General features: G+C 46.8%; 14 protein-coding genes. 5 read left to right on the top strand and 9 right to left on the bottom strand.

Annotated features, from left to right (window positions below):
- Nucleotides 1–192: 192 nt before the first annotated feature.
- From GJU87_RS19240 to GJU87_RS19230, 3 genes are all read left to right on the top strand, one after another.
- Complete coding sequence (locus tag GJU87_RS19240; RefSeq protein ID WP_153640964.1) at nt 193–873, top strand: ferredoxin--NADP reductase; 681 nt, start codon at nt 193–195, stop codon at nt 871–873.
- 99 nt (nt 874–972) lie between these two features.
- Entirely contained in the window at nt 973–2,016 is a 1,044-nt protein-coding gene (gene rlmN, locus GJU87_RS19235) for a 23S rRNA (adenine(2503)-C(2))-methyltransferase RlmN (protein ID WP_153640963.1), read from the top strand.
- Between the two features lie 81 nt (nt 2,017–2,097).
- Nucleotides 2,098–2,292: a DUF4177 domain-containing protein gene (locus GJU87_RS19230; protein ID WP_153640962.1), complete on the top strand. Its 195-nt coding sequence runs from the start codon at nt 2,098–2,100 to the stop codon at nt 2,290–2,292.
- A 6-nt stretch (nt 2,293–2,298) separates the two neighbouring features.
- Here GJU87_RS19230 and GJU87_RS19225 read toward each other — a convergent pair whose 3' ends face one another.
- The 8 genes from GJU87_RS19225 to holB all read right to left on the bottom strand — a co-directional run bounded on the left by GJU87_RS19225 (nt 2,299) and on the right by holB (nt 13,042).
- A complete protein-coding gene (locus GJU87_RS19225; protein WP_153640961.1) occupies nt 2,299–3,852 on the bottom strand; it encodes a bifunctional response regulator/alkaline phosphatase family protein in 1,554 nt (517 codons plus the stop codon).
- 58 nt (nt 3,853–3,910) lie between these two features.
- Nucleotides 3,911–7,594 carry a tetratricopeptide repeat protein gene (locus tag GJU87_RS19220; protein ID WP_153640960.1) on the bottom strand — a complete coding sequence of 1,228 codons (3,684 nt, stop codon included), beginning with the start codon at nt 7,592–7,594 and terminating at the stop codon, nt 3,911–3,913.
- Between the two features lie 174 nt (nt 7,595–7,768).
- Nucleotides 7,769–8,860 (bottom strand): Mrp/NBP35 family ATP-binding protein, encoded by a 1,092-nt coding sequence (locus tag GJU87_RS19215; protein WP_153640959.1) that lies wholly within the window; start codon nt 8,858–8,860, stop codon nt 7,769–7,771.
- Between the two features lie 60 nt (nt 8,861–8,920).
- A complete protein-coding gene (locus GJU87_RS19210) occupies nt 8,921–9,271 on the bottom strand; it encodes an MGMT family protein (RefSeq protein WP_153640958.1) in 351 nt (116 codons plus the stop codon).
- A gap of 18 nt (nt 9,272–9,289) precedes the next feature.
- Nucleotides 9,290–10,039: a tRNA (guanosine(46)-N7)-methyltransferase TrmB gene (gene trmB, locus GJU87_RS19205; RefSeq protein WP_153640957.1), complete on the bottom strand. Its 750-nt coding sequence runs from the start codon at nt 10,037–10,039 to the stop codon at nt 9,290–9,292.
- 66 nt (nt 10,040–10,105) lie between these two features.
- The gene (locus tag GJU87_RS19200) at nt 10,106–10,609 is read right to left on the bottom strand and encodes a gliding motility lipoprotein GldH (RefSeq protein WP_194831588.1); all 504 of its coding nucleotides are present in this window, start codon (nt 10,607–10,609) and stop codon (nt 10,106–10,108) included.
- The gene (locus GJU87_RS19195; RefSeq protein WP_153640955.1) at nt 10,578–11,783 is read right to left on the bottom strand and encodes a regulatory iron-sulfur-containing complex subunit RicT; all 1,206 of its coding nucleotides are present in this window, start codon (nt 11,781–11,783) and stop codon (nt 10,578–10,580) included. The genes GJU87_RS19200 and GJU87_RS19195 overlap by 32 nt, the downstream gene beginning before the upstream one ends.
- 131 nt (nt 11,784–11,914) lie before the next feature.
- Nucleotides 11,915–13,042, bottom strand: a complete 1,128-nt coding sequence (gene holB / locus GJU87_RS19190) for a DNA polymerase III subunit delta' (RefSeq protein WP_194831587.1) — start codon at nt 13,040–13,042, stop codon at nt 11,915–11,917.
- Nucleotides 13,043–13,238: 196 nt separating this feature from the next.
- Between holB and pgk the strand changes: the two genes are divergently transcribed.
- A complete protein-coding gene (gene pgk / locus GJU87_RS19185) occupies nt 13,239–14,432 on the top strand; it encodes a phosphoglycerate kinase (protein ID WP_153640953.1) in 1,194 nt (397 codons plus the stop codon).
- A gap of 77 nt (nt 14,433–14,509) precedes the next feature.
- Complete coding sequence (locus GJU87_RS19180) at nt 14,510–15,061, top strand: GNAT family N-acetyltransferase (protein WP_194831586.1); 552 nt, start codon at nt 14,510–14,512, stop codon at nt 15,059–15,061.
- A 289-nt stretch (nt 15,062–15,350) separates the two neighbouring features.
- On the opposite strand, the gene GJU87_RS19175 is transcribed toward GJU87_RS19180, so the two are convergent.
- Entirely contained in the window at nt 15,351–15,560 is a 210-nt protein-coding gene (locus GJU87_RS19175; RefSeq protein ID WP_153640951.1) for an RNA-binding S4 domain-containing protein, read from the bottom strand.
- Nucleotides 15,561–15,563 lie beyond the last annotated feature (3 nt).

Below are 15,563 nucleotides of genomic sequence, written 5' to 3'. Positions count from 1 at the left end.
GGTATTTCCATGAGATTCAAGATGTAAAATTACCTTTTTTAGCATGACTGCCGAAATTTTTAAAAGGAATTTCGGAGAAAGCTGTCCAAATTATAGTGCATCAGTCATTTTTGACGAAAGTTGCCTGATTTTTCCTGAGGCTGAACCAACCGGATGGATGGGTGTTTATTCAACACAAACGCATAACGCTTTATGGGAAAATCAGCTGATTACACAAAATACGACGATGAGTTATACCAGGTAGCCCTTCTGAAAAACGACGAAATTGCGCCCGGTGTTTATGTTCTTTCCTTGCCCCGGCTCCACGATTTCAAAGCAGGACAAGTAGTAAAAATCGGTCTGCCGGAAGGCGAACCACCCCGCATGTACAGCATTTGCAGCGGCGAAAAAGAAGACGAACTGAAAATCCTGTTCAACGTAAAAGGCGGTGGTTGGCTCACACCGCGTCTGGCCAAGTTACAGCCCGGCGATTCAATTCTGATTTCGGAACCGATGGGTGATTTCACCGGTGATGATGAACCAGCCTGGTGGGTAGCTTCTGGAACCGGGATTGCGCCATTCTACAGCATGTTCAAATCCGGTTTGGGCACAAACAAAACGGTTGTACATGGCGGACGTTACCTCCAAAATTTTTACTTCGAAGATGAGTTCCTGCCGGAATTGAAAGATCAGTATATCCGTTGCTGTTCGCAGGAAAAAGGCGGCGATGTGTACCACGGACGACTTACCCATTTCCTGGAAGACCAGAATAATTTACCGAAGGATCAGAAATTCTATCTCTGCGGTAGTCCGGAAATGGTCGTCGAAACCCGCGACCTGCTCATCCGGAAAGGAATTCCCTACGGAAACATTGTGGCCGAAATCTATTTTTAATGAACGATTTACATGCATCGTTCGTGATGCGGTGTACATTGATTATCTTTGCAGCGGTTAAAGGAAAATCAAAAGCTTTGGCCTAAACAGAGGAGCAGCATGGAGAAGGAAAGATTATTTGGAAAAACGCTCGATGAACTGAAAGCAGTAGCAGCACAGGTTGGCTTGCCCAAATTTGCGGCCAAACAGATGGCTGACTGGCTGTACAAAAAGGACATTCGTTCCATCGACGAGATGACCAACCTGTCGGTGAAGGGAAGGGAAGCGTTGAAAGAGCATTTTGAATTCGGACTGAGCGCACCAACCAAAGTACAGGCCAGCATCGACGGAACCAAGAAATATCTTTTCCCCACTGACCATGCGAAATTCATCGAAACAGCGATGATCCCGGAGAACGATCGCAAAACCGTTTGCGTATCGTCGCAGGTGGGTTGTAAAATGGGCTGCCTCTTCTGCATGACCGGAAAGCAAGGTTTCCAGGGACACCTGACTGCCGGCGAAATTGTGAACCAGATTCGCAGCATCGAGGAAAACGGTGAGGTAAGTAACATCGTATACATGGGAATGGGCGAACCGTTCGACAACCTCGACAATGTCCTGAAGAGCGTCGAAATCCTGACGTCGGACTGGGGCTATGCGATGAGTCCAAAACGAATCACCGTTTCGACCATTGGTATCCTTCCGGGAATGAAAAAATTCCTGGAAACCAGCACGGCCCATTTGGCTGTCAGCCTGCACTCACCTTTCGATGAGGAGCGCAAACAGCTGATGCCGATCCAAACCGCTTACCCGATTCAAAAAGTTTTAGACGAGATCAAAAGCTGGGAATTTGGCCGGCAACGCCGCGTTTCATTCGAGTACATCATGTTTGGCGGATTGAACGATACCCCGGCACACGCCAAGGAGCTGGCCCGCATCCTCAACGGCATCAAATGCCGTATCAACCTCATCCGGTTTCATCCCATTCCGGATACACCGCTCAAAAGCAGCGATGAAGAGACACTGCAGTCATTCAAGGATTTGCTCAACAGCAAAGGAATTCTGACCACCATTCGTGCTTCGCGCGGACAGGACATTTATGCCGCCTGCGGATTGCTGTCGACCAAAGCGCTGGTGAAAAAAGAAGAAGAGCCGGACTATTAAGCTCTTCGCAAAAGCAAAAAATCCAGACAGAATTTCACAAATTCGTTTTACCTTGGGTGAAAACAATTAATCTTCCAACCCATGGATCGCTACGAATACAAATTCTACCGCATCAAGCTGACTCCTTTTTTTAGGAAGCCCAAAGAAGACTACCACGAAGTAACAGCGCGCATGACAAAAGACGGCTGGAAGCTGGTACAGATTTTTGCACCGCCAACTTCGGGGTACGGTTCTGCCAGCTATTTTGAGCTTATTTTCGAACGTCAGCGAATGTAATTTTGCTTAACGCGGAGAAAGCGTAACAAACGGCACGAGCATTTCCTCCAGTGAAATACCACCGTGCTGGAAGGTATCTCGGTAATAACTCACGTAATAATTGTAGTTATTCGGGTACGCGAAGAAATCGGTTCCACTGGCGAAAATAAACGTTGAACTGACATTGGACGACGGCAAAAATCCCGCTCCCGGGTTCGTCATTTCAAATACTTCCTTCCGATTGTATTTCAGATTACGCCCCTGCTTGTAGCGCAGGTTGGTATTTGTTGACCGTTCGCCTATCACCTTAAGCGGATTGTGAACGCGAATGGTACCGTGGTCGGTCGTGACCACGAGCTTGATATCTCTTGTCGACAGCTCCTTAATCAACTCGAGCAATGGAGAGTGTCGGAACCACGATTCGGTGAGAGATCGGTAAGCCGCTTCGTCGTTGGCCAGCTCGCGAATCATGTCCATTTCCGTCCGCGCATGCGACATAATATCGACAAAGTTGATGACCATCACGGAAAGTGGATTTTCGAGCATATTGGCGAGGTTATCGAGCACACGCCGGCCTGATTTCAGGTTGGTCATCTTTTCGAAACTGAATTTCTCACTTCGCCCATAACGAGCCATCTGGCGGGTAAACAACTCCTCTTCGTGCTGATTCTTGATGCCCTCTTCCTCTTCATTCAACCAAAGATTCGGATAGGTTTTGGCAATTTCGGACGGCATCAATCCTGAAAAAATCGCATTCCGGGCATACATCGTCGCAGTAGGTAAAATACTGAAGTACAATTCCTCTTCGTCGGTCGTGTAATATTCCCGAACAATCTGCTGAAGAATACGCCATTGATCGTATCGGAGATTATCAATCAGCAAGACAAAGACTTTTTCACCCTGGTCGAGCAACGGGAAAACGCGGTGACGGAAAAGATCGGGAGAAATTAACGGGCGTTCGCCGGCCGGTTGTTCCAGCCAGTCGAAATAATTCTTTTTCACGAAACGGGAAAATGCCTGATTGGCTTCGCTTTTTTGCATCAGCAGCACTTCGTCCATCGTGTGATCGTCCGATTCCTCGAGTTCCAATTCCCAGAAAACCAGTTTCCGGTACACTTCCACCCAATCCTCGTGCGTCAGCGAGTCGTTGATTTGCATGCCCAGTCGTGCAAATTCACTCTGATAAGCAGAGGTCGTTTTCCGGGTAACCAATTCCGCTTTATCAATATTCTTCTTAATGGAAAGTAATATCTGATTGGGATTGACAGGTTTAATCAGGTAGTCAGCGATTTTAGCACCGATAGCCTCCTCCATAATGTCCTCTTCCTCACTTTTGGTAATCATCACCACGGGGATTCCGGGGACAACATTCTTGATGGAGGCGAGTGTTTCCAGACCACTGAGGCCGGGCATATTCTCATCAAGAAAGATAATGTCAAAGTTCTTTCGGTTGACCTGTTCGATGGCATCATCGCCGTTTGTTACAGCAGTTACGCTATACCCCTTTCCTTCGAGGAAAAGCAGGTGAGGTTTAAGCAAATCAATTTCATCGTCGGCCCAAAGAATTCGGATCGTCTTCATATATTAAGTTCAGGATTAACGTCTTTGTCTTACCGCAGTCCCAATTTAAAAAAACTATCTAGTTTTTCAGGTAGAACTGACCAAAGAACTCAAGATAAGGTGTGAGATTTTTCTTTTGCTTAAGAATTTTCTCATTGGCCGCGCTGATGACAAAGTTTCGGTACTCCTTGTCTTCCAATGGCGTAAACAGCGGTCGGCTGGCAATCACCTTACGGAAATAAACCATTGAACTTTCCTTTCCTCCGAGTCCACTAATCACTAACATCATCCGGCTAGTGTCCAGCGGTTCGGCCTCCACTTTGATTTTACCAGAACCAAAATTGTCCGTGTTAAACTTCTCGAAACCCGATTGCAATTTCGCCAAATCAACACCTTCGGCCGGGAAAACCAGGATAAACCGGTTGTCATCTCCCAGGTTGGTATGGTACGGTCCGTTGTACGAAGGTGCAGGCTTTGCCACCGGTGTTGCAGGCTGAGTTTGAGTTTCAGGTGCTGTTGTCTGTGGCTTTGATTCCGGCTCTTTCGGTTGTGGAATTTTTCCCAGATATGCGCGAGAGAAGAAATCCATGTAACCATCAATGTTTTTCTTTTTCTCCAGTAATTTCATGTTCGTATCCGAGATATAGAAATTCCGGTAGTTTCCACCGTTCAACGGAGCGAACAACTCACGGGTTTTCACCACGGCTCCAAAATAATCTTTTGCCACAGCTTCCCCGGTTAAACCGGTTACCAGTAATGCCGGTTTCCCGGAAACGCTTCCTTTAACCACGGCCAGGTTCAAATCGGCATAATTGGTCGAATCGAATGCAGCAAATAACTCCTGCAACGGCTGCAAATTCTGCTTCGTATTTTCCGGAATCAGCACAAACTGATGCGCTTCATCAGCTGTCCGGTGATAACTGTTCGGATCGACTGTCGGTTTCACCATCACAAACTGACCTTTTTCTTCCGGCTCTTCCTGTTTACGCGCTTTGGCCAGCAACTCTTCCGGATTAGGCAATTCATTCTGCGGAAAATCGGAACTGATGTACCGGCTGTAATTCTTCATGAAGAACTTCAGGTATTCATGGTAATCATGGTCAGCCAGCAACGTCCGGTAGTTCGGCGACGAAGCAATGAAATTGACATATTCGACACCTTTGAGCGTTTCGAATACGTTCCGTTTCCGGATAATGGAACGGAAATAAATCAATCCTTCTTCCTTGTCGGGAAGACTGCGCACGACCACCATCTGCGAACGCGCGTTCAGGTTCACTTTTTCAATATCGAAATCCTGCTGCGTGTAGTAGTCAATATCGTAATTGGCGATGTCGAAAATCAAACGGTTGACATCCACCTTCGCCTGACGCGGGAAGACGATAACAAAGTAATGGAACACATCTTCCTTGTAAGAGAATTTGCCACCGAACTCATCGTTCTTTTGGTTCTCCTCCTGCACAACTTCCGGGTTCTGAATATTCTGATGGATATATCCTTCTGCCAGCATTTTCTGGTAATCAGCCAGCGTACTGTCCTGAAGCCGACCATAAATTTTATTGGCCAGTGGCAATGTTTCCGCATGCGGATTGGCAGCGATGTATGCTTTCAGGCTATCGGCAAATACTTTTCGAGCCTGCTGCGTACCTTTCGAAACCACTTCCAGGAAGCGGGTCTTGGCTACCAGCCCCGTGTCAGGGTGCATCGCCAGCAACTGATGCGCTTTCTGCGCCGCTCCTTTGAAATCCCGATCCTGGTACAAACTGAATGCTTTGCTGTACATCCGGTTCATACTGTCGCGTTGTGCTTCCAACGTCACAAAGTAGTTCGGATCTTTCAGGAATTTCGCGTATTTCGAGTTGGGATACTTGGCTACAATCAACTGCTCATATTTGGCGGCGTCTGCGGTTTCCTTCTGTGTCTTATAAATTTGGTACAAGTCGAACCACGAAATGAGCTCCAAACTTCCTCCCGGGAATTTCCGGTCCAGTTCCTCCAGCATTTCCGCCGAACGCTGATAATCGTTGAATTCAGAGCGATAAATTCGTGCGGCGTTGTAATAAGCCAGCATCAACCGGTCATTGGAAGCCGCCATCAATGAGTCTGTCAACGGCACATCCTGCAGGTAATAATCACGCTGCCGCGGATCGGATACCCGTTGTTCCGTCACCTGAGCGGAGTCGCTTTGTGTTTCTTCGGCCAATTGGTCGGTATCACCTGCCGAAAGCTGGGTTTTATTCACCCTGCGCCAGTTGTCCTCCAGTTTTCTCTTTCCCCAGATGCGGCGGAACTCTTCTTTCCCGATTCCCACTGTAGTAGGATTATAAAAATACCACGAGCCGTCGTTGCTTCCCTGAATGGTATTTCTTCGCTGGTTATACCGGTAATAATTTTGCGTCAACTGCTGGTTGCGTTCTTCTTCCCGTTTCTGAGCCTCTTCTTTATTGATTTTGGAAATCCAGACATCAATCAACGCATTCCGATCGGCCGTTGTCATTTGCGCCAACCGTTGCAGACTATCTTCCCGGGAAATGGTATTCAGGTTCGTCACCAGACGGCCCAAACTGGCTGCCCGCGATGAAATCTCGTCATATCCTGGATAGGTATTATCAATCACAACCAATGTGCTATCGTAATAACTTTGCGATTGCACATAGTTTTCGTCCTGGAAATAAATACGAGCCAGGGTCAGGCAGGTTTCTGCCCGCTGAGCATTATTATTCTTACTGTAAGCAGCCGATTTCCGGTAGTCATCAATAGCTTCCGCTTTCATGCCTTCCTTCATCGCCACTTTTCCCATGGCAAAGTAAATCCGATCGCGGAACTCTTCGTTCTTCTCGTCGCGAAGCATGCGCCGCAACTGCTTTTTCAGATCGTCGGCACTTCCGGCTCCGGTGTATTCTTCGGCCCGATTAATCCGCGCATTAAACGCCATCTCGTAAGGTGGACGCATCTTCAAAACCTTCCGGTAGTAAGCTACTGCATCTGACTGTTGGTCAGTTTCAGCATACAATTGCGCCAGGATATAGTTGTAACGGAGTTTTTTCTTCCGGGGAAACCGGTTATTTACAGCCGATTTCAAATGCGGAATAGCTTGCCTGTACTGGGCCTGCTTCATAAAATAATCAGTCTGTACCAGCTCAAATTCTTTCAACAGCTTTTTCGGGAAATTGGGATCGCCCTGCAGCAAATCGAAAATATCGCGGGCATTGCTGTATTGCCCATTTTCGTTGTATGCCCGGGCCAACCAAAGATAGGCATCATAACGAATAGGCTCTTTACTGAAGTTCCGAATGACGTAAGAGAAATTCTCGATAGCGCGGTAATAGTCGTGCTTGTAAAAATAAGCCCGCCCCATCAAAAGGTAAGCATCGTCGACCCATTTGTTGAATTCCGTCTTCGAAGCAAATTCCTTGTACCGTTCCGAACGGTTACTTCGCCGGCGTGGCTTCTTGGTAATGGAGTGCTGCGTAATCAACTTCGAGCACTTCATTATCGCTACATCCATCGTCGAACGCGCGGCATTAGCCGCCTCTTTTTCGCTGGCTTTATACAACGGAAGGATGTGCGTGTAGTCGTTCTTCACGGCCTGATCGACCTGTCCCAATCCCGATTTCACACTCTCTTTCGCATTGAAATAGATATTATAATGTGAAGTTAGGTTATTGTAGGCCCTCGACACAACCGTATTTTTACTGGTCGAACATCCCAGTACCAATCCACTCAGGCCAAGCAGAAAAAAAATATATCGGGTTTTCAGCTTCAACAATTATTCCTTTTGCAATGGGAAATTGGAATTCAGCAACGAGCGGTAAAATAACCAAAATGAATCGCTCTGCCACAAAGATATAAAGATAATTAAGCCAGCAATCTGTCAAATACCATGCAAAAAAAGAGGGCACCGATTTTTCCGTGCCCTCCTTGCTGACTGCTATTACAGTTATTTTCTTTCAGTTTTCACTTTTCGTGAAGGTTTGAAAAACTTATTGCGAAGATCCAAACGGTGAACAACTTGTTCAGCAACTTCGAGGAATGCCTGTCCTGTTAAGGAATCTTCTTTCGATGCAGCAGGAACCCCGCTATCACCGCCTTCGCGGATACTCATTACCAACGGGATTTGTCCTAGCAACGGAATTTCCAGCTGTTCTGCCAGTTCTTTTCCGCCATCTTTTCCGAAGATGTAGTATTTACTATCGGGAAGTTCAGCGGGCGTAAACCAGGACATGTTTTCGATAATTCCGAGAACGGGAACATCGACTGATTTACTATTGAACATGGCGACACCTTTCACCACGTCGGCCAAAGCCACTTCCTGCGGTGTTGTCACTATAACCGATGCCGTAACCGGAATAGTTTGCACCAGCGTCAAATGAATATCGCTGGTTCCGGGCGGCATGTCAATCAGAAGATAATCGAGTTCGCCCCAGTCGGCTTCAATCAACAGCTGCTTCAGCGCGTTGGAAGCCATCGGACCACGCCATACAAGCGCATCTTCCTTGTTCACGAAGAAACCGATGGACAGCAACTTCACGCCGTATTTCTCAACCGGAACAATCAAATCGCGGCCTTCCACCTTAGTCATCACCGGACGGGCATTCTCTTCATCGAACATTTTAGGAACCGAAGGACCGAAAATATCGGCATCAATCAGTCCCACTTTCGCTCCGGTTTTCGCCAGAGCTACCGCTAAATTGACCGCCACAGTCGATTTACCAACGCCGCCTTTACCCGAAGCAACCGCAATCGTATTCTTTACACCGGGAAGAACGGGCGCCTGCATGCGATGAATCGCTTTCGGCGTAATGCTGATTTCTACTTCAGAGCCCAGCTCATCTTCAATCGCTTCGGCGCAAGCCTGAGCCACGTTTTGAATATTGGGGTCGTTGTCTTTTTGAAAAACCAGGGTAAAACTAATGCGGGTACCGGCAATCCGGATCTCCTGAACCATATCCAGCTCCACCACATTCTCTTCCGAACCCGGGAATTTTACAGATCGTAGAATATCGGTAATCTGCTTGGGAACAATAGCCATATCGTAAGTATTTTCTTGAAATTGAAAAACAAAGTTATAAATAAGGAGAACATTATCCGTTTATGGTGTAGGAAAAGTTTCATCGAACGGAAGTTCCTTCACAGGGTCCCAAAAATGTTTTTGAAAATCGACAATTTGGTCGTCAACCACTTCGATGCCTTCGCTTTCCAGCAGTTCCTGCATCACGTCCGGTCCACCAAAGTGCACCTTTCCGGTTAACAGTCCCTGACGGTTCACCACCCGGTGCGCCGGAACATAAGGCTGCTGATTATGGGCATTATTCATGGCCCAACCTACCATGCGCGACGACTGCGGCGAGCCCAGATAACGGGCAATGGCACCATAGCTGGTAACCCTGCCTACCGGGATTTGCCGGACCACATCGTACACATTTTCGTAAAAGTCGGACATGATAAAACATTGAATTCATTAATCTTCTGGTTGGCGGCGCCTGCTTCGGCCAAAGCTGCGGTAATCGTCAAGCTCCAGTTCCACATCGGGCTCTGTCAACCCACCATCTTTCAGATGAAACCGCAGGTATTTAATGGTTTTTCCGCGTTCGAGCCACTGCTGTTCATAAAAAGTGCGGATTTCCAGTATATCGTTGGCCAGATTGGATTGATACAGATCGTCGGTATCCACATCCACCGGAAGATGATTCTCTTCAATCATCGCCCGGGTGTACTGGTACATAAAGTTACTGTCTGTCTTCAGGTGAATAACGCCACCGGGTTTCAGAAAGCTCCGGTACAATTCCATAAACCGGGTCGATGTTAACCGCTTGCGCACCTTTTTCATTTGCGGATCGGGAAATGTAATCCAGATTTCTGCCACTTCTCCCGGAGCAAAAAAGGCGTCCAACAGTTCGATGCTGGTCCGCAAGAAACCGACATTGTTCATCTGGTCTCCCCACGATTCTTTGGCTCCCTGCCACATTCGGGCACCTTTAATATCGATGCCGATAAAATTGAAATCAGGAAACCGGCGTCCCAGGCCAACCGTGTATTCACCTTTCCCACATCCCAGTTCCAAAACGATGGGATTCTCATTCTTGAAAAAGCGCTCATTCCACTGGCCTTTCATATCAAAGCCTTCTTCCTTCAGTACCCTGAAAGGAACCTGCACTACGTGTTCGAAAGTTTCCATTTCGGCAAACTTCGACAGCTTGTTTTTCCCCACGATTGTTTTGTGTAATTAAAGGGTCACAAGAAAGGGCCTTTTCAGCCCCTTCTCTATTTTGTATTGTCAATTTGCTTTTTCCACACGAAAACCAAAGTCGTGTATTCCCTTCAAAATTCCGTCTTTACTCCTCATTCCCTGTCTTACCGAAAAAGTATAATCGCCCGGATTCGGGAAATAAACATCATGCTTGTACGGATACTTTTTATCGTACATATCGCCAATTCCGGAACCGTACCATTTCCCGGCATCATTCGCCAGCATCAACTCCACGGTATCCTGCATCAGCTTACCACCTTCAGGCGGCGTCACTTTAATAAACAACCAAAGGTTCTGATAAGGATAGGAACCTTCGTTCCGAACGTTGAAATAGATATTGTACAAGGTGGTCGAGTCGGGAATATTAACCGTGAAGTTCAAGACAGAATCCTTATTCCATTTCGAACCGTTCAGTTGATGATATTCATCGTACACGGCACCACCACTGCACGAATAAAGTATTCCGGCCCAGAACAAAAGCATCAGGCCGGCAATCCATTTAGCGTTTCCTCGGTTTTCTCGGTTTCCCATGATTTTTGCTATTGCCGGAAGGTTTTTGATTGCTTGATGATGACGATGGATCATTGCTTCGGTTCGATGGTTTTCGCCGCTTCTTTTTCCGACGATTGCGCGAGGAAGACGGCTTATCGAACCTATCGAGACTATCCTGTCCAACTACCTTGTGGTAATCAAGCACTTCGGATTGCTCAACAGCTACCGGTTCCGAAGTCAACTGCGGAACTTTCTTTCCGGCTTTATTCAGACGGATAATTTCCTTCACTTTGTCCACCGAGATGGCAACCTGCCCACCGGGCTGATGTTCAGCAGGCGCATACCAGTAAAGCCTTTTGAAGATATCCGCCTTTAGGAAATTGTAGTTTCCTTTTTCCGTCTCCAGCGGAATGTTATTCGGCGGGAAGTCCTTTTGCGCGTCGATGTACGAATCAAGCTCGTAATTCAAACAGCACTTCAGCTTACCGCATTGTCCGGCCAGTTTCTGCGGATTCAGCGAAATTTCCTGGTACCGGGCAGCATTGGTCGTTACCGAAACAAAATTGGTGATCCACGAGCTGCAGCACAATTCGCGTCCGCAGGGACCAATACCACCAATCCGGCCGGCCTCCTGACGAGCACCGATCTGGCGCATTTCAATCCGGATACGGAATGTTTCGGCATACACCTTAATCAACTGCCGGAAATCCACACGCTCGTCGGCGATATAATAGAAAATGGCTTTTGTCTTATCGCCCTGGTATTCCACATCTCCAATCTTCATATCAAGCCGGAGATCCTCTGCAATTTTACGCGCTTTCAGCATGGTGTCATGTTCCAGCGCCATCGCTTCTTCCCATTTCTGAATATCCACCGGTTTGGCTTTTCGGTATACTTTGCGCAATTCACCGTCAACGTAGGTTACCTTGTGACGGTTCATCTGTTTCAGCACCAAATCACCGACCAATGAGACCACACCAATATCATGTCCCGGGTTTGCCTCTACAGCTACCACATCGCCCTCTTTCATCTTCAGGCCATTTACATTTCGGTAGTAATCTTTACGGGTATTTTTAAACCGGACCTCAACGATATCGTCCGGATTGAGAATATTGGGAACGTCTTTTAACCAATTAAAAACATCCAGCTTCGCCGTCGAACCGGCAACAGTGGATGACGGGCACCCTCGTGCCAGCTTTTCCTGTGAACTCATACAGTTATATATATTTAGTAGCCCTCAACCTTTTCGGGAAGGCTCGATTGTACTGATTTTCTACAAAAATAATGATTTACACGAAATCGCGATCGGCTTCCGACAAAGCCTGATTTCACATATTCGCGCTTTTACGAACGCAGGAAGATAGCCACCTTCAGGGCCAAATCCAAAAAAATGATGCGGGCATTGCCATTCATGCTGATATCCCGGTAGGCCTGTTCGAACTCCTGAAATAACGGAATCACATTGCGCTCGTGAATGAATGGCGCAAAACGGGCCGAAAAATCCGATTGCTGGTCATCCATATAAACCAACTCCGGCTCCTTCATATTCAGCACAAAATTCTCGCGAAGGTATTCGCTGCAATACTGCAGAAAACTTTTCTGTTTTACTCTTCCAATCCGGGAAACTTCGTCGGTCCACTTCAGCAATTCTGAATTCCCCTTGCGGGAATAAGCCAGTCGCATCAGCTTCGTGAAATTTTCGTGATTGGAAGCCCGCAGTTCATCATTCTCCAGAAGCTCCAGCGCATAAATGAAATTCCCCCGTGCCAAACGAGCAACCGTCGCCGGGTTTTGTGTCCCGATGGAAGGATGAATCGCTAATCCCGCTTCCAGATCGTGATCGGCAATGCGCGGAATACGAACCACCTGGCAGCGCGACCGAATGGTGCTGATGATTTGCTCCTCATCCTCCGCCACCAGCAGGAAAACCGTGCGGGCCGGCGGCTCCTCAATCATCTTCAGCAGCTTGTTCGCACACTCTGCATTCATTTGTTCCGGCAACCAAACAATGGCCACTTTATAGCCACTCTCAAACGCTTTCTGATTCAGTTTCCGGATAATCTCCCGTGCCTCATATACATAAATGGAGCCCTGCTTGTTTTCGTCGGCAATCAGGTTCATCCATTTTTCAAATGCAGGGTAGCGATTTTCCAGGAAGAAAGGCCGCCACTTATCGATATAATCGGTACTGGTCGGTTCTTTGAATTTGTCACTTTTCACCACCGGGTAAATCATGTGCAAATCGGGGTGAATCAATTTTGAGAATTTACGGCACGAACTGCACTCGCCGCACGAATCACCATCCTTCCGGTTCGTACAATTCAAATACTGTCCGAAAGCATAGGCCATAGCCAGCTTACCGTTTCCGGCCGGACCGGTTAACAATTGTGCATGCGGAATACGATCTTCAGCAACTTCCTGTACCAGTTGCTTTTTCACCTCTAATTGTCCGATAATATCTTTAAACTGCATGCAATTTTCAATTATAAGGTCACGTCCGGTTTCCCACCGGGATTTCACGATAATTTCCCTCAAAGGTAGAAAAAAACTGTGCAACCGTGGCACCGTTAAATCATCGGAATGGCTCGGGGAAAAAACGGGGTTTCGGTATGTTATATAGCATGATTTTCCTATCTTTGGGGAAGCTAAATTTTTAACACAGCGAAACATGCAGACAATAGAGACTTACGATTTTTCCGGCAAAAAAGCGTTGATTCGCGTCGATTTCAATGTGCCGTTGAACGAAAAGTTCGAAATTACTGATGATACAAGGATGCGCGCCGCATTACCTACCATTGAAAAAGTGATTGAAAAAGGCGGTTCACCCGTTATCATGTCCCACCTGGGCCGTCCGAAAAACGGACCGGAAGACAAATTCTCTCTCAAACATTTGGTTCCGCACCTTTCTGAATTGCTGGGCGGACGCACGGTAAAAATTGCTCCCGATTGCATTGGTGAGGAAACCAAGAAAATAGCCGACGCATTGCAGCCAGGTGAAGTGCTGATTCTCGAAAATCTTCGTTTCCATGGCGAAGAAACCAAAGGCGATGCTGAATTTGCCCGCCAGCTCTCCGAAATGGGTGATTGCTGGGTAAACGATGCGTTTGGTACTGCTCACCGGGCTCACGCCTCAACCGCTGTGATTGCACAGTATTTCCCGAATGACAAAATGTTCGGATTCCTGGTAGGCAGCGAAGTAGCCAGCCTCGAGAAAGTAATGAAAGAGCCGCAGCGTCCTTTCACAGCCATCATGGGAGGTTCCAAAGTTTCTTCCAAAATCACCATTATCGAAAACCTGCTCGAGCGTGTCGATCACCTCATCATTGGTGGTGGTATGACTTACACTTTCGTGAAATCGCAGGGCGGAAAAATCGGTGATTCCATCTGCGAAGATGATTATCTCGATTTAGCAAAAGACCTGATGAAAAAAGCCGAAGCCAAAGGTGTTCAACTGCACTTCGCCGTTGATGTACTGGAAGCTGACGACTTCGCAGAGACTGCCAACACCAAGGTTGTTCCGGCCAACGATATTGAAGACGGTTGGCAAGGATTGGATGTAGGTCCAAAAACGATTGAAAAATTCAATAAGGTCATCGGTGATTCAAAGACGATTCTTTGGAATGGTCCTGTTGGAGTATTCGAAATGGATAAATTCGCCGAAGGTACCAAAGCCATTGGTGCTGCCATTGTTGAAGCAACCCAAAAGGGGGCTTTCTCACTCGTAGGTGGTGGCGACTCAGTAGCAGCCGTTAATAAATTCGGTATTGCCGACGGTGTTTCATACATTTCAACTGCCGGTGGTGCACTTCTCGAATACCTCGAAGGAAAAGACCTTCCGGGAATTGCAGCCGTTCGTCAATAAAATTATTGCATTATTATATGCGTCAAACCCGGGCAATTTTGTCCGGGTTTTTTAATTTGCATAAAAACCAGAATCTTATGAGCCGAATTTCAATCCGTCCGGGTTTTTATCTCGAAAGTTTGGGAATAGAACATGTCGACACTGTTTTTGAAGCTGTAGATAAAAACCGCGAACACCTGAGCAAATGGCTTCCATTCGTCAGTTTTACCCGGAAACCGGAAGACACAGAAGAATTTATCTCCTCGGTTACCACCAAAAAACCTCACGAAAAAGAAGAAGTCTTTACGATTTGGCACGACGAAGAATTCTCGGGCCTGATTGGCTACGTGAATACCGACCGTGTCAACCGGAAAACTGAAATTGGTTACTGGCTGGTAAAAAGCAAGGAAGGGAAAGGTATCATCACCGAAACCACCTTGCAATTAATCAAGCTCGCCTTCAAAAGATTGCAAATGAATCGCATTACGATTCGATGTGCTTTGGGAAACAACCGGAGCAGTGCCGTTCCCAAGCGGCTTGGTTTCACTTACGAAGGCATAGAAAGGCAAGGTGAAAAACATGGGAACTCCTATTTTGATCTGGAAATTTTCAGTTTATTAAAAGACGAATGGAAAAAAAAGGGTTCATGAGTCCAAAAACAGCACATATTTATTGATAAATAGAGAGCCTTTTTTCCGTTGAAATTTTCCGTTCACTAAACAGATCCGTACGTTCACCACCAAAAAACGACCGTTCGTCAAAAATTTTTTTTTTTTCGAACTTGTCCTCTTACCTTAGTTTCAGCTTTCAGAAATGAGAATCAACAAATCCTTTTTTTTAAGTTTTCTCTTTTCCCACCAAAAGCACATGCTATTGTTAACAGGCCGGTTCCCCTGCCGGCCTCCCCAAAAAAGGGATGCACCCGCATCCCTTTTTGTTTTATTCTGTAATTCTAATCTGCTCACCAAAAATCTCAATCATCTCACCAGCCCTTATTTTGGCACGCTTTCGAAGTTCTACTTCACCATTGCGCTTCACTTCGCCATCTTCGACCATCAGCTTTGCCTGGCCTCCAGATTCAGCAATACGGGCTAATTTCAGCAATTTCACCAACTCGATGAATTCTGTTCCGTTCAGAGCGTATTCCATCGT

Source organism: Prolixibacter sp. NT017 (genome assembly GCF_009617875.1).
GTDB lineage: Bacteria > Bacteroidota > Bacteroidia > Bacteroidales > Prolixibacteraceae > Prolixibacter.
This window is presented reverse-complemented; position numbering and strand designations above follow the sequence as displayed.